The 20,649-nt window shown below is 73.6% G+C and carries 16 protein-coding genes; 1 reads left to right on the top strand and 15 read right to left on the bottom strand.

Annotated features, from left to right (window positions below; genetic code table 11):
* Positions 1-176: 176 nt before the first annotated feature.
* The 8 genes from ACLF5H_RS10255 to ACLF5H_RS10220 all read right to left on the bottom strand — a co-directional run bounded on the left by ACLF5H_RS10255 (position 177) and on the right by ACLF5H_RS10220 (position 9,199).
* On the bottom strand, positions 177-686 hold the full coding sequence (locus ACLF5H_RS10255; RefSeq protein WP_421675751.1) for an O-acetyl-ADP-ribose deacetylase: 510 nt from the start codon (positions 684-686) through the stop codon (positions 177-179).
* A 66-nt stretch (positions 687-752) separates the two neighbouring features.
* Positions 753-2,171: a phytoene desaturase family protein gene (locus ACLF5H_RS10250; RefSeq protein ID WP_421675750.1), complete on the bottom strand. Its 1,419-nt coding sequence runs from the start codon at positions 2,169-2,171 to the stop codon at positions 753-755.
* Between the two features lie 172 nt (positions 2,172-2,343).
* Positions 2,344-4,161: a gamma-glutamyltransferase family protein gene (locus ACLF5H_RS10245; RefSeq protein ID WP_421675749.1), complete on the bottom strand. Its 1,818-nt coding sequence runs from the start codon at positions 4,159-4,161 to the stop codon at positions 2,344-2,346.
* 82 nt (positions 4,162-4,243) lie between these two features.
* Positions 4,244-5,677, bottom strand: a complete 1,434-nt coding sequence (locus ACLF5H_RS10240) for a phytoene desaturase family protein (RefSeq protein ID WP_421675748.1) — start codon at positions 5,675-5,677, stop codon at positions 4,244-4,246.
* Between the two features lie 415 nt (positions 5,678-6,092).
* Positions 6,093-6,299: a DUF397 domain-containing protein gene (locus ACLF5H_RS10235; protein ID WP_421675747.1), complete on the bottom strand. Its 207-nt coding sequence runs from the start codon at positions 6,297-6,299 to the stop codon at positions 6,093-6,095.
* A 157-nt stretch (positions 6,300-6,456) separates the two neighbouring features.
* Positions 6,457-7,365, bottom strand: a complete 909-nt coding sequence (locus ACLF5H_RS10230) for a LysR substrate-binding domain-containing protein (RefSeq protein WP_421675760.1) — start codon at positions 7,363-7,365, stop codon at positions 6,457-6,459.
* Positions 7,366-7,458: 93 nt separating this feature from the next.
* A complete protein-coding gene (gene lysA, locus ACLF5H_RS10225; RefSeq protein WP_421675746.1) occupies positions 7,459-8,787 on the bottom strand; it encodes a diaminopimelate decarboxylase in 1,329 nt (442 codons plus the stop codon).
* Positions 8,788-8,848: 61 nt separating this feature from the next.
* Entirely contained in the window at positions 8,849-9,199 is a 351-nt protein-coding gene (locus tag ACLF5H_RS10220) for an SAV_915 family protein (protein ID WP_421675745.1), read from the bottom strand.
* Between the two features lie 287 nt (positions 9,200-9,486).
* Here ACLF5H_RS10220 and ACLF5H_RS10215 point away from each other — a divergent pair, with 287 nt between their 5' ends.
* Positions 9,487-10,053: a universal stress protein gene (locus tag ACLF5H_RS10215; protein ID WP_421675744.1), complete on the top strand. Its 567-nt coding sequence runs from the start codon at positions 9,487-9,489 to the stop codon at positions 10,051-10,053.
* Positions 10,054-10,222: 169 nt separating this feature from the next.
* On the opposite strand, the gene ACLF5H_RS10210 is transcribed toward ACLF5H_RS10215, so the two are convergent.
* From ACLF5H_RS10210 to ACLF5H_RS10180, 7 genes are all read right to left on the bottom strand, one after another.
* Complete coding sequence (locus ACLF5H_RS10210; RefSeq protein WP_421675743.1) at positions 10,223-10,906, bottom strand: response regulator; 684 nt, start codon at positions 10,904-10,906, stop codon at positions 10,223-10,225.
* Positions 10,907-11,018: 112 nt separating this feature from the next.
* Positions 11,019-11,651, bottom strand: a complete 633-nt coding sequence (locus ACLF5H_RS10205; RefSeq protein ID WP_421675742.1) for a potassium-transporting ATPase subunit C — start codon at positions 11,649-11,651, stop codon at positions 11,019-11,021.
* Between the two features lie 5 nt (positions 11,652-11,656).
* On the bottom strand, positions 11,657-13,783 hold the full coding sequence (gene kdpB / locus ACLF5H_RS10200) for a potassium-transporting ATPase subunit KdpB (RefSeq protein ID WP_421675741.1): 2,127 nt from the start codon (positions 13,781-13,783) through the stop codon (positions 11,657-11,659).
* Entirely contained in the window at positions 13,783-15,444 is a 1,662-nt protein-coding gene (gene kdpA / locus ACLF5H_RS10195) for a potassium-transporting ATPase subunit KdpA (RefSeq protein WP_421675740.1), read from the bottom strand. The genes kdpB and kdpA overlap by 1 nt, the downstream gene beginning before the upstream one ends.
* A gap of 2 nt (positions 15,445-15,446) precedes the next feature.
* Positions 15,447-15,536: a K(+)-transporting ATPase subunit F gene (gene kdpF, locus ACLF5H_RS10190; RefSeq protein WP_037659531.1), complete on the bottom strand. Its 90-nt coding sequence runs from the start codon at positions 15,534-15,536 to the stop codon at positions 15,447-15,449.
* A gap of 253 nt (positions 15,537-15,789) precedes the next feature.
* Entirely contained in the window at positions 15,790-17,628 is a 1,839-nt protein-coding gene (locus tag ACLF5H_RS10185) for an APC family permease (protein WP_421675739.1), read from the bottom strand.
* 386 nt (positions 17,629-18,014) lie between these two features.
* Positions 18,015-20,525, bottom strand: a complete 2,511-nt coding sequence (locus ACLF5H_RS10180; protein ID WP_421675738.1) for an ATP-binding protein — start codon at positions 20,523-20,525, stop codon at positions 18,015-18,017.
* Positions 20,526-20,649 lie beyond the last annotated feature (124 nt).

Below are 20,649 nucleotides of genomic sequence, written 5' to 3'. Positions count from 1 at the left end.
CCGCTTAGGGGAACCTTTGCCACGCCAAGACATGCCAACAAGCCTGCTCACCGCCCGGGTTGCGGTGGTTACGCGCTGCTGCTCCGACAATTCCGGATAGCGGTCCGGCAGTTGCCCGCACGCGGTGCCAAGGGGGCGGCAAGAGGGTGGCAAGAGGGTGTGAAGAAGCCGTCGGATCAACCGATCTGACGGGCGAACACCTCGTACGCGGGGGCGTCGAAGAGCACGAAACGGACCTCCTCGACGGCCGTCTCCGCGGAGCGGACGGTCTCCAGGGCGATCCGGGCGGCGTCGGCCATGGGCCAGCGGTAGACGCCGGTGGAGATGGCCGGAAACGCCAGGGTGCGGGCGCCGAGCGCGTCGGCGACGCCCAGGGACTCGCGGTAGCAGGAGGCGAGCAGCTCGGAGCGGTCCTCGTCCTCGCTGAAGACCGGTCCGACGGTATGGATCACCCAGCGGGCGTCGAGCCGTCCCGCGGTGGTCGCGACGGCCTGGCCGGTCGGCAGCCCCCGGCCGTAGCGCGCGGCGCGCAGGGCGCGGCACTCGGCGAGGATCTCGGGGCCGCCGCGGCGGTGGATGGCGCCGTCGACGCCTCCCCCGCCGAGCAGCGAGGAGTTGGCCGCGTTGACGATCGCGTCGGCGCTCTCGTGGGTGATGTCGCCCTGGACGAGCAGGATGCCGGTCATGTCTGACTCACTTCACTCTCCGCCGGAGGTCACGCCTGTCTCACTTCTCTCGTTCTCCGCCACCGGTCATGTCTGCCTGAGCCTGCGCCAGACGGCCTTCGCCGCGTTGTGTCCCGACATGCCGTGGACGCCCGGTCCGGGCGGGGTGGCCGAGGAGCAGAGGAAGACGGCCGGGTGGGGGGTGTGGTACGGGAACAGGGTCGGCCGGGGCCGCAGCAGCAGCTGGAGCCCGGAGGCGGCGCCGCAGGCGATGTCGCCGCCCACGTAGTTGGCGTTGCGGGCGGCCATCTCGGCGGGGCCGGCGACGGCGCGGGCGAGGACGCGGTCGCGGAAGCCGGGGGCGAAGCGCTCCAGTTGGCGCTCCATGGCGTCGGTGAGGTCGCCCGACCAGCCGTTGGGCACATGGCCGTACGCCCAGAAGACGTGTTTACCGGCGGGGGCGCGGCCGGGGTCGGCCACGCTGGGCTGCACGGTGATCATGAAGGGCTTCTCGGGGGCGCGGCCCTCCCGGGAGGCGGCGCGCAGGGCGGTGTCGATCTCGGCCCGGCTCGCGCCGATCTGGACGGTACCGGCGACGCGGGCCTCGGGGGCGGTCCAGGGCACCGGGCCGTCCAGCGCGTAGTCGATCTTGAAGACGCTGGGGCCGTAGCGGTAGCGGTCGTAGTGGGCGCCGAAGCCGGCGATACGGGCGAGGGCGGCGGGCGAGGTGTCGAAGACGTAGGCGCGCGCGGGCGGCAGGTCGTCCAGGCGTTTGACCTGGTAGTCGGTGTGTACGGCGCCGCCGAGGTCGAGCAGGTAGGCGGCCAGCGCGTCCGAGACGGCCTGGGAGCCGCCGCGGGCCACCGGCCAGCCGCGGGCGTGCGCGGCGAGCGCGAAGACCAGGCCGACGGCGCCGGTCGCGAGGCCGTCCAGCGGGGCCATCACATGGGCGACCAGCCCGGCGAACAGGGTCTTGACCCGCTCGTCCTTGAAGCGGCGCAGCAGCCAGGTGGACGGCGGCAGCCCGGCCAGTCCGAAGCGGGCCAGGGTGAGGGGGTCGCGGGGCAGCGCGGTCAGCGGCAGGGACATGAAGTCCGCTACGAGCGTGTCCCAGTGGGCGAGCAGCGGCTCGACCAGTCTTCGGTACGGCCCCGCGTCGCGCGGTCCGAAGGAGGCGGCGGTCTCGGCGACCGAGCGGGAGAGCACGGCCGCGGTGCCGTCGGGGAAGGGGTGTGCCATGGGCAGCTCGGCGTGCAGCCATTCGAGGCCGTAGCGCTCCAGCGGCAGGGCGCGGAAGGCGGGCGAGTTGATGCCCAGGGGGTGGGCGGCCGAGCACGGGTCGTGCCGGAAGCCGGGCAGGGTCAGCTCGTCGGTGCGGGCGCCGCCGCCCACGGTGGAGCACGCCTCGAACAGGGCCACGGAGAAGCCCCGCCGGGCCAGTTCCACGGCGGCGGTCAGTCCGTTCGGACCCGCACCCACCACGACCGCATCGAGCATCGACGGCACCTTCGGACCCCTTCGTCAGCCGATGGCCACTCGGGATCAGGATATGCCGGGGCACCGACAGCGCGGGGCCGGGCGGCGAGCAGGCGGCCGACGGCCCTGACGGACTCGACGGGCCTGACGGACTTCCTGACGGGCCTGACCGGGCCTGACCGGGCCTGACGGAGCCGGATGTTCAGCGGCCCACCGCGTACCCCTGCATCCCCCGCGGGTTCGCCGCTGCCGACAGGACGCCCGTCTCCGGGTCGCGGGCGACCGCGCACAGCCGGCCCTCGGACCAGGCGGGGCCGAGGGTGAGGTCATGGCCGCGGCGGCGCAGACCGGCCACCACCGCGTCCGGCGTCCGGGACTCGACGGTCAGCGCACCGGGGCGGTGGCCACGCGGGTAGAAGGAGCTGGGGAAGGCGTCGTTGTGCCAGTTCGGGGCGTCGACGGCGCCCTGGAGGTCGAGGCCGCCGCGGACCGGGGCGCGCAGGGCGACGGCGAGGAAGAAGTGCGGCTGCCACTGGTCCTGCTGATCGCCGCCGGGCGTGCCGAACGCCATGACCGGGACGCCGTCGCGCAGCGCGAGGGAGGGGGTGAGGGTGGTGCGGGGACGACGGCCGGGGGTGAGGGTGTTCGGCAGGCCCTCCTCCAGCCAGGCCATCTGGAGCCGGGTGCCGAGCGGGAAGCCCAGTTCGGGCACGACGGGGTTGGACTGGAGCCAGCCGCCACTGGGCGTGGCCGCGATCATGTTGCCCCAGCGGTCGACCACATCGAGGTGGCAGGTGTCGCCCCGGGTGCTCCCGTCGGCGGCCACCCGGGGGTCGCCGGACAGCCGCGCGAGCGTCGGCTCCCCCACGCCCATCGGGTCGAACCCCTCGGCCGCGAGCGGCGCGGGCTCGCGGGCGGGGCCGGGCAGCCGGGGGGTGCGGCCGCCGGGAGCGCCGGGGCGCAGTTCGTACGACGCCTCGCGCCCGATCAGCGCGCGCCGCCCGGCGTTGTACTCGTCCGACAGCAGCTCCGCGAGCGGCACCTCGGCGGCGTCGCCGTACCAGGCCTCCCGGTCGGCCATGGCCAACTTGCAGCCCTCGACGAGGAGATGGACGTAGTCGGCGCTGCCGTACTCGGGCAGTTCCGGTGGCAGCAGGGCGAGTTGCTGGAGGAAGGCGGGGCCCTGGCTCCAGGGTCCAACCTTGCACACGGTCCAGCCGCGCCAGTCGTAGGACACCGGATCCTCGTACGTCGCCGACCAGTTGGCGAGGTCGGCCGCGTCGAGCGTCCCGGTGTGCCGCTCGCCGCTGGTGTCCAGGGTGGGGCGCCGGGACTGCCGTACCAGGGCCTCGGCGATGAAGCCGCCGCGCCACACCGCGCGGGCCGCGTCGATGCGGGCCTCGCGGTTCCCGGCCCGCGCGGTCTCGGCGAGCAGCCTGCGCCAGGTGGCGGCGAGGGCGGGGTTGCGCAGCGGCACACCGGGGCGGGGCGGGCGGCCGTCCGGCAGGTACAGCTGTGCCGAGGACGTCCACTCCGTCTCGAACAGGGTCCGTACGCTGTCGACGGTCGCGCCGATGTTCTCCACCGGCGGATGGCCGTGCTCGGCGTAGCCGATGGCGTATTTCAGTACGTCCTCAAGGGACTTGGTGCCGTGGTCGCGCAGGAGCAGCAGCCAGGCGTCGAAGGCGCCGGGCACGGCGGCGGCGAGGGGGCCGGTGCCGGGGACGAGGCCGAGGCCGAGGTCCCGGTAGCGCGCGGCGGTGGCGGCGGCCGGGGCCACGCCCTGTCCGCACAGCACCCGGACCGCGCTGCCGGCCGGGGCGAGCAGGATCGGCACCTCCCCGGCCGGGCCGTTCAGGTGCGGCTCCACGACGTGCAGCACGAAGGCGCCCGCCACGGCCGCGTCGAAGGCGTTGCCGCCGTCCTCCAGCACGGCCATCGCGGACTGGGCGGCCAGCCAGTGGGTGGCGGAGGCCATGCCGAAGGTGCCTTGCAGGGTGGGCCGGGTGGTGAACTGCACGTCTCACCTCGCGGGAGGGTGGGCCGGTTCCGGTCGGTCGCCCGATCAGCCGCCAGGCTACCGGCGGCTCAGCTCCCCGTCCTCACCCTGTCGAACTCTGCCGAACTCCCAGGTGGCGCAGGGCCGATGCCGCCGCGCCCGCCCCGCACATGCCGTGGGCGCCGGGGCCCGGCGGGGTGGCGGCGGAGCAGCAGTAGACGCCGGGCAGGCCGGTGGAGTAGGGGTCGAGGGCGGGGCGGGGGCCGAGGATCAGCCGGGGCGCGGTCTTGGCGCCGGTCATGATGTCGCCGCCCGCGAAGTTGGCGTTGTCGGTGGCGAATTGGGCGGGCGTGGTGGTGCGCAGGCCGAGGACGCGGTCCCGGGTGCCGGGGGCGAAGCGTTCGAGTTGGGCGAGTACGGCGTCGGTGGCGTCGCCGTCGTAGCCGTACGGGACGTGCGCGTAGGCCCAGACCGGGTGGACGTCGCCCACGGAGCGGGTGGGGTCGGCCAGGTACTGCTGGCCGACCAGGACGAAGGGGCGCTCCGGCATCCGTCCCCGGTTCACGTCCCTTTCCGCCCGGGCGATCTCGGCGAGGGTGCCGCCGAGGTGGACGGTGCCGGCCCGGCGGGCGTCCGCGTTCGTCCACGGCACGCCGTCCGCCACCGCCAGGTCGACCTTGAAGGCGCCGGGGCCCCGGCGAAAGCGCAGGTAGGCGTCGCGGACCCGGGTGGGCAGCCGGTCGGCGTAGATGCGGGCGATCTGGGCGGGGTCGAGGGCGAGCAGGGTGACGTCGGCGGGCGGGAGCTGGGAGTGGTGGGTGACGCGGACGCCGGTGTGGATCCGGCCGCCGTGGGCGCGCAGCGCGTCGGCGAGGCTGCGGGCGATGGCCCCCGAGCCGCCCTCCGCGACGGCCCATCCGGCGGCGTGCCCGGCGACGAGGATGCCGAGGCCGATCGCCGAGCCGAGCGGGCGGTCCAGCGGCCGGAAGGAGTGCGCGGCGACCCCCGCCCACAGCGCCCGGGCGCGCTCGGTCGCGAACAGACGGGCGAGGAGGGTGGGCGGGAGCGTGGTGGGCAGTCCGAACCGGGCCAGCGGCAGGGGGTGGCGGGGGACGCGCAGCAGGGGGCGCATGATGTCGTCGCCGAGGGCGTCCCAGTGCCGTACCGAGGGCTCAAGGAGGCGGCGGTAGCGGGGGCCGTCGGGGCCGAGCAGGCGGGCGGTGTCCTCGACGGAGCGCAGCAGGACGCCCGCGGTGCCGTCGTCCAGGGGGTGGGCGCAGTCGATGCCGGGCAGCCGCCAGCGCAGTCCGTGCCGGGCCAGGTCGAGGGCCCGGTGCGCGGGCGAGGTGACGGCCATGGGGTGGACGGCGGAGCAGTGGTCGTGCAGCAGCCCGGGCAGGATCGCCTCCTCGCTGCGGGCCCCGCCGCCGACCTCGTCGGCGGCCTCCAGGAGCGTGACATCGAGTCCGGCCCGGGCGAGGAGCGCGGCGGCGGTGAGCCCGTTGGGCCCGGCGCCGACGACGAGGGCGGTGGTCATGCGGGGGTGTCCGGCTCGCTCCGGGTGACGCGGTGGATCGGTCCGCCGCGGGGGCGCGGGGAGCGCCGGTCGGGTGTCTTCCGGGACAGCGGCAGGGCCGGCTCCTCGTCATGGCGGGTCTCCGGCGAACAGCCGGGCGGTGGTGGCCCAGTCTCCCCCGTGGGAGCGCGTGGCGGGTGGGAGCGACACCAGGGTGGATGACGGTGGTGGAGGCGGGCGGGGACGGGGGGGTACCCGAAACGGCGGCTCGCGTGGACGCAGACGTGACACCGTTCATGTGGAGGAGAGGCCCTGTGGTCCCACGGGGCTGCGGTCGGTGAGTCCCGGTGACGCGCCGGAGGCGGGTACCGGGCGCCTCCGCCTGTACCGGCGCCCCGCCCCGGAGACCGAGACGGGGCGCCGGAGGAACGCGGGGCTACCCGCCGAACTCGCCCGCGACGAGGCCCTGCACGAAGGGGGCCCACTCCTGCGGAGCGAAGAGGAGAGCGGGGCCGCCCGGGTCCTTGCTGTCGCGGGCCGCGACCGCGCCGGGTACCGCCGCGACCTCGACGCATTGGCCCTGCGCGCTGCTGTGCGAACTTTTCCGCCAGACCGCGTGGGAGAGGTCAGGGCTGAGAGACATTCTGTTCCTCCTCCTCTCGCATCAGCTCAGGCCGGCCTTTCGCAAGCAGGGCTGAGCGAGTCAGTTCCGTCTGGGGCTGTCGCCCGCAGTGCCTCGAAGATAACGAAGTGCCCGCCCGATCCCGTACGGGACACCCGAGGGCGGGCGGCCCGGTGGCTCAGTCGGTGGCGTGGCGGGTGATCAGGTCCAGCAGGCGCAGCACCGTGGCGTCGGCGGTGGGGCGGCGGATTGCGGCCACGACGGTTTCCAGCAGGGGTGATTCGTCGCGCAGTGGGACGAAGGCGAGGCCCGGGACGGGGAAGTCGCGCAGTCGGTCCGGGAGCAGGCTGACGCACAGGCCGGAGGCGACGTAGCTGTACAGGCCCGTGAGGTCGTCGGCCTGCGCGCGGGCGCGGGGGACGAATCCGGCTTCGTGGCAGGCGAGTCGGACCTGCTGGGCCAGGGCGGGCAGCGCGCCGGGGGCGGGCAGGACGAAGTCCTCCTCGCGCAGATCGGCCAGGTCGATGGCATCGGCGCCGGCCAGCCGGTGGTCGTGGGGCAGCGCGGCGGCGATGCGCTCGACCGCGAACGCTTCGCTGACGATCTCGGCGGACAGGTTCGAGGGGTCGCGCAGGAACCCGAGGTCCAGGGCGCCGGAGCGGATCATCTCGGCGATACCGGCGGGCGTGTCCTGGTGCAGATGGACGCGCAGGCCCGGCAGTTCCTCGGCGGCGGCGCGCAGCAGCGCGGGCAGGTAGTGGTGGCTGAGGACGGTCACGTAGCCGACCCGGACATCGCCCTCCAGGCCGCTCGCGACCCGTCGTACCCGCTCGATCACGGCGGACTGGGCGTCCAGCAGCCGTCTGGCGTCCACGGCGAACACCTCGCCCGCGGGGGTGAGCGAGACCCCGCCGGACCCCCGCTCGAACAGCCTTACCCCGAGGCCCCGTTCGAGCCGCTGGATCGACTGGCTCAGCGGCGGCTGGCTCATGTGCAGCCGTTCGGCGGCCCGGCCGAAGTGCTCCTCGTCGGCGACCACCAGGAACTGCTCCAGCAGCCGCTTGGTGAGGTTGATATCTTCCTTCATATTGGCCACACGATGACCATATACGGGGCAGACATGCCTCGCACGGTCGGGCACGGCCGCCCCGCCGGAGCGCTCCGGCGGGGCGGCCGTGGTTCACAGGCCCACGTCGCGGCGGCGGATGTCCTCCAGGGACTCCCGGCGGACCAGCAGCCGGGCACGGCCGTCGCGCACGGCGACCACGGGCGGGCGGCCGACCAGGTTGTAGCCGGAGGCCATGGAGAGGTGGTAGGCCCCGGCGACGGGTACGGCGAGGAGGTCGCCGGGCCGGATGTCGCCGGGGAGTTCGGCGTCGGCGGCGAGCACGTCGCCCGCCTCGCAGTGCCGGCCCACGACGGTCGTGCGGACCGGTTCGGCGGCGCTGTGCCGGCCGATCAGCCGGGGCGCGTACCGCACGCCGTACAGGGCGGGGCGCGGGTTGTCGCTCATGCCGCCGTCCACGGCCACGAAGACGTGCTCGCCGGTGTGTTTGACCGACAGCACCCGGTAGAGCGCGATTCCGGCGGGGCCCGCGATGGCCCGGCCCGGTTCGATGATCAGGCGGGGCACCGGCAGCCCGGCCGAGGCGCAGGCGTCGGCGAGTTCGGCGCGCACCTTGCGGGCCAGCGAGGTGAGGTCCAGGGCCTCCTCGCCGGGCCGGTAGGCGATGCCGTGGCCGCCGCCGAGGTCCAGCTCGGGCAGCACCACGCCGTACTGCCCGTGCAGCCGTGCCATCAGTCCGACCATCCGGCGCACGGCGGTCAGATAGGGCTTGACGCCGGTGATCTGGGAGCCCAGGTGGCAGTGCAGGCCGGTGAGTTCGAGGTTGGGCTGGTCGAGGATGCGGGTGAGGGCGTGCAGGGCGTAGCCGTCCCGGATGGAGAGGCCGAACTTCTGGTCCTCGGTGCCGGTGCGGATCTTGTCGTGGCCGCCGGCGCTGATGCCGGGGACGACGCGCACCATCACCTTCTGCTTTCCGTCCGGCCCGACGGCGGCGGCCAGCCGGGCGATCTCCGAGGGGCTGTCGATGACGACGCGCCCGACGCCCAGACGCAGCGCGGCCTCCAGGTCGCGGGGGGTCTTGGCGTTGCCGTGCAGCACGATCCGCTCCGGCGGGAAGCCGGTGGTGACGGCGAGTTCGAGTTCCCCGGCGGAGCAGACATCGAGCCCGAGGCCCTCCTCGTCCATCCAGCGGGCCATGGCCCGGCACAGGAACGCCTTGGCGGCGTACAGGACTTCGGCGTCGGGGAAGGCATGGCGGTAGGTACGGCAGCGGTCGCGCACCTCGGCCTCGTCCAGGACGTAGACGGGGGTGCCGAAGCGGTCGGCGGCCTCGGCGAGCGGTACGCCGCCCACCGCGAGGTCGCCCGCGCGGGGCTCGGTGGTGGAGGCGGGCCAGACCGACAACGCGTCGGTGGTCGTGGGCAGTTCGTGGACCGTGGTCATCTCGGCGTTCCTCTTTCGGGCGTTCCGTCGGCGGGCGTTCCCTCGTCGGGGCGGGACCGGCTCAGGCGATCCGGGCGGTCCGCGGCGCGCGGGCGGCGGCCGGTGCGGGTGGCGGCACCGGGGCGGGCGCGGGGGCGGTGAACTGCGGGTCCACCGTGAGGACGGTGACGCCGAGCGGTGCGGTCAGGGTGCGCAGTTCGGCTCCCGCGAGGCGGATGAAGGCGTGCCGGGAGCCGAGGGTGGCGGTGAGCCGGCGTACGGAGGTGAAGCCGACGGCGGTGCGCTCGCCGAGCGGGGTACGGAAGAGCCGTACCGCGTACCCGGAGGGGCCCGGCCGGACCGGGACGTACAGGGATCCGGCCGGGAAGGGTTCGGGGGGCTCGGGGTCGTCGCCGTAGCGGAGTTCGGTCATGAGGTGCCTCCCGTGAGGCAGGGAGCGTGGAGTCTGAGAGACCCCGGACGCGGGGAGGCGGCCCGGGGTTCGCTGTCGACGGTATGCCCGTGCCACCCGGTTGCCGGACCCTTGTTGACGTGACGCTGACGGGGATCCGGGTGGCTTTGACGGGTTGCTGACGACCCCGCCGGAAGGGGCGCGGGCAGGGCGTCAGCGGAGCGCCAAGAAAGGGCGTACGCCCTGTTCCGGGGCTTGGAGGGGGGGTGTGATGGAGGGATCCCCGAGAACCGCAGAAGGTGGAAGCGATGTCCGAGTACCAGGAGTCGGTGGCGGCGCGTGTGCTGGTGGGGGTCAGCGGCTCGCCGGGCAGTCTCGCCGCGCTCGGGCGGGCCGCCGTCGAGGCCAGGCTGCGCGGGGCGGAGCTGTGGCCGGTCACGGCCTGGGAGCCGCCCGAGGGGGATCTCGCCGCGCGCCGCTTCCCCGCCTCGGCGGCGCTGGTCCCGGAGTGGGAGCGGCTCGCCCGGGAACGGCTCCTCGACGCGCTGCGCGCCGTGTTCGGCGACGCCTCGACCGGGCTGCCCGGCGGGGCCCTCGTCACCCGGGGCGCGCCCGGGCCCGCGCTGGTGCGGCTCGCCGGGCGTGACACCGACCTGCTCGTGATCGGCACCGGTGGCCGCGGCCGGCTGCGCCGCGCCCTGTGGCCCTCGGTGAGCCGCCACTGCCTCGCCCGCGCCACCTGCCCGGTGCTCGCGGTCCCGCCCTCCCCCCTGCACGCCGCGCTGACGCACGCCCACCGCCGCAATGCGTTGCGGCTGCGCTTGGACAGCGGTGACGTGGAGCGGGAGTTGGGGGTTGTGCCGCCGGGGGTGTGAACGGGGGGGCGGGGGCTTGGGCTGTCCGAAGGGGGAAACGGCAGCCTTGCGGTTGGGGCGCCCTGGGGCCGGGTCGTACGGGGGCCAGGTCGTACGGGGCCGGGTCGTACGGGGGTTGATTCCGGAACCCGGCCGACGCCCAGAGCCCGCGCCGCCGTCCCGGTCCCGCTCACTCCTCGAAGCGGTACCCCATCCCCGGCTCCGTGATCAGGTAGCGGGGATGCGCGGGGTCGGTCTCCAGTTTGCGGCGGAGTTGGGCCATGTAGACCCGCAGGTAGTTGGTCTTGTCGGCCCGTGTGACGCCCCACACCTCGCGCAGCAGATGCCGCTGGGTGATCAGCCGGCCGGGGTTGGTCACCAGGATCTCCAGCAGATGCCATTCCGTCGGGGTGAGCCGGACGTCCTTGCCGTCCCGCAGCACCTTCTTGGCGAGCAGATCGACGCTGAAGTGCGCCGTCCTGACCAGGACCGGTTCCGGTGCGGCCGGGGTGTCCTCGGTGCGGCGGACCGCGGCGCGCAGCCGGGCCAGCAGTTCGTCCATGCTGAACGGCTTGGTGACGTAGTCGTCCGCGCCCGCGTCGAGCGCCGCGACCTTCTCGCCGGACGCCTGCCGGGCGGACAGCACGATGACCGGCGTCCGGGTCCAGCCGCGCAGCGCCCTGATGACGTCGACGCCGTCCATGTCGGGCAGCCCTAGGTCCAGCAGGACCACGTCCGGTCTGCGCGCGGCGGCGAGGCGCAGGGCGGTGGCTCCGTCGGGGGCGGCGTCGACACCGTAGCGGCGCGCCCGCAGGTTGATGACGAGGGCCCGTACGAGCTGCGGGTCGTCCTCGACCACGAGCACCCGGGTCATGGGGTGTCACTCTCCTGTCGTAGAGGGGGCTTCGCAGGGGGAGCCGCGGGAGCCGGCGCCGCCGGGGTGTCTCCCGGGGCGCCGGCTCCCGCGTGCGGGTGGGGCCGGGCCGTCACCGCCCGGCGGTGAGGTCCCGCAGCGCGATGTTGAGTTCGAGGACGTTGACCTGCGGCTCGCCCACGAAGCCGAGGGCGCGGCCCTGGGTGTGCTCCTTCACCAGCCGCTCGACCCGCGCGACCGGCAGACCGTTGCGCTCGGCGACCCGGTGCACCTGGAGCTCGGCGTACGCCGGGGAGATGGCCGGGTCGAGGCCGGAGCCGGAGGAGGTGACCGCGTCGGCCGGGACCTGGGCGGGCCGTACGGTGTAGCCGGGTACGGAGTTGTCCTTGACGACCTTTGCCCGGGCGTCCTCGACGGCCTTGACCAGCTTGGGGTTGTCGGCCGCCAGGTTGGTCGCCCCGGAAAGGATCAGCTTGTAGCGGGTGTTGAGGGAGTTGGCGCCGAGTCCGTCGGCGGGCCGGGGCTGGAAGTACGCGAGGGAGTAGCCCTGTTGGCCGATGAGGGAGGAGCCGACGACCTTGCCGTGCGAGGTGACCTCGGAGCCGTTCGCCCGGCCGGGGAACAGCGCCTGGGCGACACCGGTGACGGCCAGCGGATAGAGGACGCCGGTCACCAGGGTCAGCACCAGCAGGGCCCGCAGGCCCGCCCAGAGCAACCGGGCGGTGTTCGTGACGGAGTTGTTCATGGCGATCAGCCGATTCCGGGGATGAGGGAGATGAGCAGGTCGATGAGCTTGATCCCGATGAAGGGGGCGATCAGGCCGCCGATGCCGTAGAGGCCGAGGTTGCGGCGCAGCATCTTGTCCGCGCTCATCGGCCGGTACTGCACGCCCTTCAGGGACAGCGGCACCAGCGCGATGATGATCAGCGCGTTGAAGATGACGGCGGACAGGATCGCGGAGTCCGGCGAGGACAGCCGCATGATGTTCAGCTTGTCCAGGCCCGGGTAGACGGCCGCGAACAGCGCCGGGATGATCGCGAAGTACTTCGCCACGTCGTTGGCGATGGAGAACGTGGTCAACGCGCCCCGGGTGATGAGGAGTTGCTTGCCGATCTCGACGATCTCGATCAGCTTGGTCGGGTTGGAGTCGAGGTCGACCATGTTGCCGGCCTCCTTGGCGGCCGACGTGCCGGTGTTCATCGCGACGCCGACGTCGGCCTGGGCGAGCGCGGGCGCGTCGTTGGTGCCGTCACCGGTCATCGCGACCAGCTTGCCGCCGGCCTGCTCCCGCTTGATGAGGGCCATCTTGTCCTCGGGGGTGGCCTCGGCGAGGAAGTCGTCGACGCCCGCCTCCGCGGCGATCGCCTTCGCGGTCAGCGGGTTGTCGCCGGTGATCATCACGGTCTTGATGCCCATGCGGCGCAGTTCCTCGAACCGCTCGCGCATGCCCTCCTTGACGACGTCCTTGAGGTGGATGACACCGAGGACGCGGGCGCCGCGTCCGTCCCGCACGGCGACGAGCAGCGGGGTGCCGCCGGCCGCGGCTATCTTGTCGGTCAACTCCTGGGCGTCCGCGTCGACTTCGCCGCCCTGTTCGCGCACCCAGGTGATGACGGAGGCGGTGGCGCCCTTGCGGATCCGGCGGCCGTCCAGGTCCACGCCGGACATCCGGCTCTGCGCGGTGAAGGCGATCCATTCGGCGTGCTCCAGCTCGCCCTGGTGGCGTTCGCGCAGCCCGTAGCGCTCCTTGGCGAGGACGACGACGGACCGGCCCTCGGGCGTCTCGTCCGCGAGCGAGGACAGCTGGGCCGCGTCCGCGACCTCGGCCTCGGTCGTCCCGCGCACCGGCACGAACTCGGCGGCCTGGCGGTTGCCGAGGGTGATGGTGCCGGTCTTGTCCAGCAGCAGGGTGGAGACGTCACCGGCGGCCTCGACCGCACGGCCCGACATGGCGAGCACATTGCGCTGCACGAGCCGGTCCATGCCGGCGATGCCGATCGCGGACAGCAGCGCGCCGATGGTGGTCGGGATCAGGCAGACCAGCAGGGCCACCAGCACCACCATGGTCAGGTGGGTGCCCGCGTAGTCGGCGAACGGCGGCAGGGTGGCGCAGGCCAGCAGGAAGACGACGGTCAGCGAGGCCAGCAGGATGTTGAGCGCGATCTCGTTGGGGGTCTTCTGCCGGGCCGCGCCCTCGACCAGGCCGATCATCCGGTCGATGAAGGTCTCGCCGGGCTTCGTCGTGATCTGGACGACGATGCGGTCGGAGAGCACCTTGGTGCCGCCGGTGACGGCGCTGCGGTCGCCGCCGGACTCGCGGATGACCGGGGCGGACTCGCCGGTGATCGCCGACTCGTCCACCGAGGCGACGCCCTCGACGACATCGCCGTCACCGGGGATGATGTCGCCCGCCTCGCACACCACCAGGTCGCCGATGGTCAGCGCGGTGCCGGGGACCTGCTCCTCGGCGCCGTCCACCAGCCGCCGGGCGACGGTGTCGGTCTTGGCCTTGCGCAGGGTGTCGGCCTGGGCCTTACCGCGGCCCTCGGCGACGGCCTCCGCCAGGTTGGCGAAGATCACCGTCAGCCACAGCCAGGCGCTGATGGTCCAGCCGAACCAGTCGCCGGGGTCCTTGAAGGAGAACGCGGTGGTGAGGATCGAGCCGACCCACACCACGAACATCACGGGCGACTTCACCATCACCCGGGGGTCGAGCTTGCGCATCGCCTCGGGCAGGGACTTCAGCAGCTGCTTGGGGTCGAACAGGCCCGCTCCGACGCGGCCCTCGTCGGTCTTGTGGCCGGTGGGCGCGTCCTGGTGGGGCGCAAGGGTGGGAGTGGACATCGCGTCCTCGTGGGATTCCGTTCGGGTCGTCATCACGCCAGCCCTTCGGCGAGCGGGCCCAGCGCGAGGGCCGGGAAGTACGTGAGGCCGGTGACGATCAGGATCGCGCCGACCAGCAGGCCGGTGAACAGCGGCTTGTCGGTGCGCAGGGTGCCGGTGGTGGCCGGCACCGGCCGCTGCCCGGCGAGGGAGCCGGCGAGCGCGAGCACGAACACCATCGGCAGGAACCGGCCGAACAGCATCGCGAGCCCGGTCATGGTGTTGAACCAGTCGGTGTTGGCGTTCAGACCGGCGAAGGCCGAGCCGTTGTTGTTGGACGCGGAGGTGAAGGCGTACAGCACCTCGGAGAACCCGTGCGCGCCCGGGTTGAGCATGGAGTGCGGCGGGGTCGGCAGCGCCATCGAGGCCGCGGTGCAGACCAGGACCAGCGTCGGGGTGACGAGGATGTAGCAGGCGGCGAGCTTCATCTCGCGGCCGCCGATCTTCTTGCCCAGGTACTCGGGGGTCCGGCCGACCATCAGACCGGCGATGAACACCGCGATCACGGCCATGATCAGCATGCCGTACAGGCCGGAGCCGACGCCGCCGGGCGCGATCTCGCCCAGCATCATGCCGAGCATGGTGATGCCGCCGCCGAGGCCGGTGAAGGAGGAGTGGAAGGAGTCCACCGCGCCGGTGGAGGTGAGCGTCGTCGCCACCGAGAAGATCGAGGAGCCGCCGACGCCGAAGCGGGTCTCCTTGCCCTCCATCGCGCCGCCCGCCGCCTGGAGCGCCGGGCCGTGGTGGGAGAACTCCGCCGCCATCATCAGCAGGGTGAAGCCCACCCAGATGGTGGCCATCGTGGCGAGGATCGCGTAACCCTGCTTCACCGAGCCGACCAGCACACCGAAGGTGCGGGTCAGGCAGAACGGGATGACCAGGATCAGGAAGATCTCCAGGAGGTTGGTGAGGGCGGTGGGGTTCTCGAAGGGGTGGGCGGAGTTGGCGTTGAAGTAGCCGCCGCCGTTGGTGCCCAGTTCCTTGATGGCCTCCTGGGAGGCGACCGCGCCGCCGTTCCACTGCTGGGTGCCGCCCATGAACTGGCCGACCTCGTGGATCCCGGAGAAGTTCTGGATCGCGCCCGCGGCCACCAGGAGTACGGCGGCCACGGCGGCCACCGGCAGCAGGATCCGTACGGTGCCGCGCACCAGGTCGGCCCAGAAGTTGCCGAGTTCACCGGTGCGGGAGCGGGCGAAGCCGCGCACCAGGGCGACCGCCACCGCCATGCCGACCGCGGCGGAGACGAAGTTCTGCACGGCCAGACCGGCGGTCTGCACCACGTGCCCCATCGTCTGCTCGCCGTAGTACGACTGCCAGTTGGTGTTGGTCACGAACGACACGGCCGTGTTGAACGACTGCGCCGGGCTGACCGAGGAGAACCCGAGCGAGCCGGGCAGCATCCCCTGGAACCGCTGGAGCAGGTAGAGGAAGAGGACGCTCACGGCCGAGAAGGCGAGCACCCCGCGCAGATAGGCGGGCCAGGTCATCTCGGCGTCCGGGTTCGCGCCGATGCCCTTGTAGATCCACCACTCCGCCCGCAGGTGCCTGGGAGAGGTGTAGACGCGGGCCATGTAGCCGCCGAACGGGATGTACGCGAGTGCGAGCACGCCTATGAGGGCGAGCAGTTGCAGGAAGCCTGCGAGTACGGGGCTCACCGTCAGAACCTCTCCGGGAAGATCAGGGCGAGGACGAGATAGCCCAGCAGGGCGACGGCCACGATCAGGCCGACGATGTTCTCGGCGGTCACAGCTTCGTCACCCCCTTGGCGACGAGAGCCACCAGCGCGAACGACACGATCGTGGTGACGACGAAGGCCAGATCGGCCATCGTGAACTCCTGGAATGAGGTGCGAAAGAAAGCGGACGGTTAGAGGAAAACGCCTCCCTGGCCGGTTCTGGCCGTCGTTGACGGCCCTCTTACGGCGGCACCTTCGCCTTTGACGGGTCTCTTACGGGGCGTGATCCGTACTGGTCAGTAGGCCCGTGGCGCGGATGGCCGGTTCACAGCCGGAAGCGCAGCCGGCAGATCACCGCGTCCGTCTCGCGCCGTACCGCGTGCGCCACGACCGCGCCCCGCTGGTTCTGAAGGAGCCGCTGCCACAGCCGCTCCGGCTCGGCCTCCGGGATCAGCACGGTCACCCGGGTGCCGGGCTCGGCGGCGGCCACCGTCCGGACGTACGCGGCGATCGGGCGGCCCAGACCGTGCCGCTCGGGGGTCAGCCGCACCAGTTCGACGCCGGGGTCCCAGTCCCGCCAGGAGCGTGCGAAGGCGCGGTCCCGCACCCGGTCCTCGGGGTCGGGGTCGCACACGCTGACCGCCCGCACCTCGTCGCCGAGGGAGGCCGCGGCGGTCAGCGCCTCCGAGGTGAGCCGGGACAGCGAGGAGACGGGCACGATCACCAGGGAGCGCTCGCGGTGCGGGGCCCGCGGGAGCAGGCCGAGCCCGAGGCGCTCGTCGATCCGGCCGTAGGCGCGGCGCACGGCCTCGAAGGCGGCGACCAGCGCGGGCAGCGCGAGCACGATCAGCCAGGCGCCCTCGGTGAACTTGCTCGCGGTGACCACGACCGCGGCCACGCCGGTGAGCAGCGCGCCGCCGCCGTTCAGCAGCGCCTTGCCGCGCCAGCCGCGGCCCCGCTGCGCGCGCCAGTGCCGGACCATGCCGATCTGGGCGAGGGTGAAGCCGACGAAGACGCCGACGGCGAACATCGGGACCAGGGTGTTGGTGTCGCCGCCGGAGAACACCAGCAGCGCGGCCGAGACCGCGGCGAGCGCCAGGACGCCGTGCCGGTGCACCTGGCGGTCGGCCTTCAGGGCGAAGACGTGCGGCGCGTGGTCGTCGCGGGCGAGCAGCTTCAGCAGTACGGGCAGCCCGCCGAAGGAGGTGTTGGCGGAGAGGGCCAGCAGGATCATCGTGGCGAACTGGAGGACGTAGAACGCCACGTTGTGGCCGAGGGCGGCGTCGGCGAGCTGGGCGAGGACGGTGACGCCCGCGACCGGCTGGAGATGGAAGCGGCCGATCAGCACGGACAGGCCGATCAGCATCAGGCCGAGTACGGCGCCGAGGGCGACCTCGGCCCGCTGGGCGCGGCGCGTGCGCGGCACCCGGAAGGAGGGCACGGCGTTGGCGATGGCCTCCACGCCGGTCAGCGCGGCGCAGCCGGAGGCGAACGCCTTCAGCAGGAGCAGGGTGCCCACGGTCGTGGCGTGGTCCGCGACGGCCGAGGGGTGCCCGGCCGCGGTCGCCGTACTCACGGGGTGGTCGCGGAACAGTCCGACGGCGATCAGTACGAAGATCGCGCCGACGAACACGGCGGTCGGCACGATGAACGCCCGCGCCGACTCCACGATGCCGCGCAGGTTGACGCCCGTGATCAGGGCGAGCACCGCGAGGCAGAGCCAGAGCCGGTGGCCGTACAGGCCCGGGAAGGCGGACGTCAGGGCGGCGACGCCCGCGGTGACGGCGACGGCGACGTTGAGGACGTAGTCCAGGACCAGGGAGGCGGCGGCCACCAGGCTGGTGCGGGCGCCGAGGTGTGCCCTGGCCACGGCGTAGGCGCCGCCGCCGTCCGGGAAGGCGGCGATGACCTGCCGGTAGGAGGCGACCAGCACCGCCAGCAGGGCGGCGATGGCGAGCGTCACCGGCAGGGTGCAGCCGAGGCCGCGCGCCCCGGCGCCGGCCAGGACCAGGACGATCGCCTCGGGCCCGTACGCCACGGACGCCATCGCGTCCAGCGACAGGGCCGCGAGGCCCGTGACGGCGGTCAGCCGGTGCCGCTCGCCGGTGTCCGGCGGTTCCTCGTCGGCGGGGACGGCATCCGGCGCGGTGGTCAGGACGGACATGGGCGCGTGCTCCTCGTCGGTTCGGCCGCGCGCCGGGACGGGGGCGCGCGAAGGCACCCAGCGTCTGCCCTCTCCCCCGCCCGCGCCGACCTCTCCTGTCGCCTTCTTCGCGCTCGACGTGCCGGTTTTGACGGCACGTTGACAGGCCGCCGCGATCGCACCCCTTTCGGCGGATACGCGCCAGATACGCCGCGTCCGTCACCGTGACGATGCGCAACTTCCTTGCCCGCGCCGCCAGTTGGGAGACGGTCACGCCGACGGCGAGCGGCAGCGCCGCGACGACGAGGACGAGCGCGGCGCCGGTGTGGCCGAGCGCCGTCCGGGCCGGTACGAGGGCGAGGGCCACCAGGGGCGGAAGGGCCAGGCCCGCCGCGAGGGCGACCCGGTCACGGGGCGGCCAGGTCCGGGGCGCGGGGCGGGCGCGGGACGTGTCCGGTGTTCCCGGCACGCCCCCCGGCCGGAAGCGAGACGACCATCGTGAGCCCCCCGCCGGGCGTGTCCTCCGGGCTCAGGGTGCCGTTCATCGCCTCCGTCAGGCCGCGGGCCAGGGCGAGACCGAGGCCGAGGCCGGTGGTGTTGTCGGTGTCGCCGAGGCGCTGGAAGGGCTCGAAGAGCCGCTCGCGGCCGTCGGCGGGGAGGCCGGGGCCCCGGTCGATCACCCGCAGTTCGACCCGTCCGGCCAGGGCGCTGGCCGTGATCAGCACCTTCGTCCCGGCGGGTGAGTGCCGGGCCGCGTTGCCGACCAGGTTGGCCAGCACCCGCTCCAGCAGCGGCGGGTCGGCCAGCACCGGCGAGATCCCCTCCAGGTCCGCCGCCTCGGCGCCCGGTTCGTCCGCGAGGACGATCGGCAGCACCTCCTCCAGGGAGGTCTCCCGCAGGTTCAGGGTGAGCGCCCCGGCCTCCAGGCGGCTGAGGTCGAGCAGGTTCTCCACCAGGCGGTTGAGCTTGGCCATGGACTCGTCGGCGGTGGCGAGGAGTTCCTCGCGGTCCTCGGCGCAGAAGGTGACGTCGCGGCCGCGCAGGGAGGTGACGGCGGCCCAGCCCGCGGCCAGCGGGGTGCGCAGATCGTGGCCGACGGCCCGCAGCAGCGCGGTGCGCAGCCGGTCCGCGGCCCGTACCGGCTCCACCTCGGCCGCCGCCTCGGCCAGCCGGGCGCGCTCCACGGCCGAGCCGACGTGCGCGGCGAACGCGGCGAGCACCCGCCGCTCGGAGGAGGAGAGGGTCCGGCCGCGCAGGGCGAGGAAGGCGCCGGGCCCGGCGGGTACGGCGGTCACCCCGGGCGCGTCCGGCGGCTCGTCCAGGAGGTCCGCGGAGTCCATGCCGAACGTCTCCCGGGTCCGCTCAAGGAGCGCCGGGATGGTCGCCTCGCCGCGCACGATGCTGCCCGCGAGCGAGGACATGGTCTCCGCCTCGGCCGTCGCCCGCGCCGACCGCCGGGACAGCCGCAGGGAGCGGTCCACGACGGCGGCCACCACGGCCGCGACGACCACGAACACGGCGAGCGCCACGAGGGCGTTCGGCTCGGCGAGCGTGAACGAGCCGACGGGCGGGATGAACCAGTAGTTGAGCAGCAGGGACGCCGTCATCGACGCGATCACCGCGGAGGCGACCCCGCCTATGCAGGCCACGCCCACCACCGTGAGCAGGAACAGCAGTGCTTCGCTGGTGAGGTTGAGGGTGCCGCGCAGCTGGGCGAGGACGGCGGTGAGCAGCACCGGCAGCACCAGCCCGGCCACCGGTCCCGCGATCAGCCGGGCCGGGGACAGGGTGCGCCGCCGGGACGGCAGCAGGGTGCCGCGCCCGGCCCGCTCATGGGTGACGCGGTGCACGTCGATGTCGCCGGAGAGCGCGGTGACGGTCTCTCCGGTGCCGGGCCCGGTGAGGAAGCGCGCGAGCCGGCCCCGTCTGCTGGTGCCCAGCACCAGCTGGGTGGCGTTCTCGGCGCGGGCGAACTCCACCAGGGTGGCGGCCACATCGTCGCCGACGACCGAGTGGTAGCTGCCGCCGAGGTCCTCCACCAGCCGTCGCTGCCGGGCCAGCGAGGCGTGCGAGACACCGGCGGCGAGGCCGTCACTGCGGGCCACGTGCACGGCGAGCAGGTCGCCGCCCGCGGACCGGTCGGCGATGCGGGCGGCCCGTCGTACCAGCGTGTCGCCCTCGGGGCCGCCGGTCAGCGCGACCACGACCCGCTCCCTGGTCTCCCAGACCCGGCCGATGCCGTGCCGGGAGCGGTACTCCTGGAGGGCCTCGTCCACCCGGTCGGCCACCCACAGCAGCGCCAGTTGGCGCAGCGCCGTCAGATTGCCGGGGCGGAAGTAGTTGGCGAGCGCGGCGTCGATGGCCTCGGGGGCGTAGATGTTGCCGTGCGCCATCCGGCGGCGCAGCCCCTCGGGCGGCATGTCGACCAGCTCGATCTGCCAGGCGCGGCGCACCACCTCGTCGGGGACGGTCTCGTGCTGCGGGACACCGGTGATCTTCTCGACCACGTCGTTGAGGGACTCCAGGTGCTGGATGTTGAGCGCGGTGACGACGTCGATCCCGGCGGCGAGCAGGATCTCGATGTCCTGCCAGCGCTTGGCGTTGCGGCCCTCGCCGGGGACGTTGCGGTGCGCGCACTCGTCCACGATCGCCACCTGCGGGTGCCGCGCCAGGACCGCGGCCAGGTCCATCTCCTCGAACCGGCCGCCCCGGTGGGCGCAGACGGCGCGGGGGACGCGCTCCAGGCCGTCGAGCATCGCCTCGGTGCGCGGCCGGCCGTGGCACTCGGCGAAGCCGACCACCACGTCCGCGCCGCGCGCGGCACGGCGCCGTCCCTCGTCGAGCATCCGGTAGGTCTTGCCGACCCCGGGGGCCGCGCCGAGGTAGACCTTCAGTCGTCCGGGCCGTACGTCACTCATCGCCGCCCACGCGCTCCGCTCACTGATCCGACTCCCCGCACGGGAGGGTTCCTCCTCCCAAGGAAGCGGCCGGGTGCGGTGGGCGGTGCGGCCGTTAGCGCTTCCTTGGCGGCGCGCCCGGGGA

Source organism: Streptomyces sp. LaBMicrA B280, from assembly GCF_049222185.1.
Taxonomy (GTDB): domain Bacteria; phylum Actinomycetota; class Actinomycetes; order Streptomycetales; family Streptomycetaceae; genus Streptomyces; species Streptomyces murinus.
The sequence above is the reverse complement of the archived record's forward strand: the minus strand, read 5'-3'. Positions and strand labels throughout refer to the sequence as shown.

What these genes read in the sequence shown, in the direction of transcription:
- ACLF5H_RS10255 (WP_421675751.1), bottom strand. Translation starts at nt 686, where the DNA reads ATGACCGGCATCCTGCTCGTCCAGGGCGACATCACCCACGAGAGCGCC.
- ACLF5H_RS10240 (WP_421675748.1), bottom strand. Translation starts at nt 5,677, where the DNA reads ATGACCACCGCCCTCGTCGTCGGCGCCGGGCCCAACGGGCTCACCGCC.
- ACLF5H_RS10235 (WP_421675747.1), bottom strand. Translation starts at nt 6,299, where the DNA reads ATGTCTCTCAGCCCTGACCTCTCCCACGCGGTCTGGCGGAAAAGTTCG.
- ACLF5H_RS10230 (WP_421675760.1), bottom strand. Translation starts at nt 7,365, where the DNA reads ATGAAGGAAGATATCAACCTCACCAAGCGGCTGCTGGAGCAGTTCCTG.
- lysA (WP_421675746.1), bottom strand. Translation starts at nt 8,787, where the DNA reads ATGACCACGGTCCACGAACTGCCCACGACCACCGACGCGTTGTCGGTC.
- ACLF5H_RS10220 (WP_421675745.1), bottom strand. Translation starts at nt 9,199, where the DNA reads ATGACCGAACTCCGCTACGGCGACGACCCCGAGCCCCCCGAACCCTTC.
- ACLF5H_RS10215 (WP_421675744.1), top strand. Translation starts at nt 9,487, where the DNA reads ATGTCCGAGTACCAGGAGTCGGTGGCGGCGCGTGTGCTGGTGGGGGTC.
- ACLF5H_RS10210 (WP_421675743.1), bottom strand. Translation starts at nt 10,906, where the DNA reads ATGACCCGGGTGCTCGTGGTCGAGGACGACCCGCAGCTCGTACGGGCC.
- ACLF5H_RS10205 (WP_421675742.1), bottom strand. Translation starts at nt 11,651, where the DNA reads ATGAACAACTCCGTCACGAACACCGCCCGGTTGCTCTGGGCGGGCCTG.
- kdpB (WP_421675741.1), bottom strand. Translation starts at nt 13,783, where the DNA reads ATGACGACCCGAACGGAATCCCACGAGGACGCGATGTCCACTCCCACC.
- ACLF5H_RS10185 (WP_421675739.1), bottom strand. Translation starts at nt 17,628, where the DNA reads ATGTCCGTCCTGACCACCGCGCCGGATGCCGTCCCCGCCGACGAGGAA.
- ACLF5H_RS10180 (WP_421675738.1), bottom strand. Translation starts at nt 20,525, where the DNA reads ATGAGTGACGTACGGCCCGGACGACTGAAGGTCTACCTCGGCGCGGCC.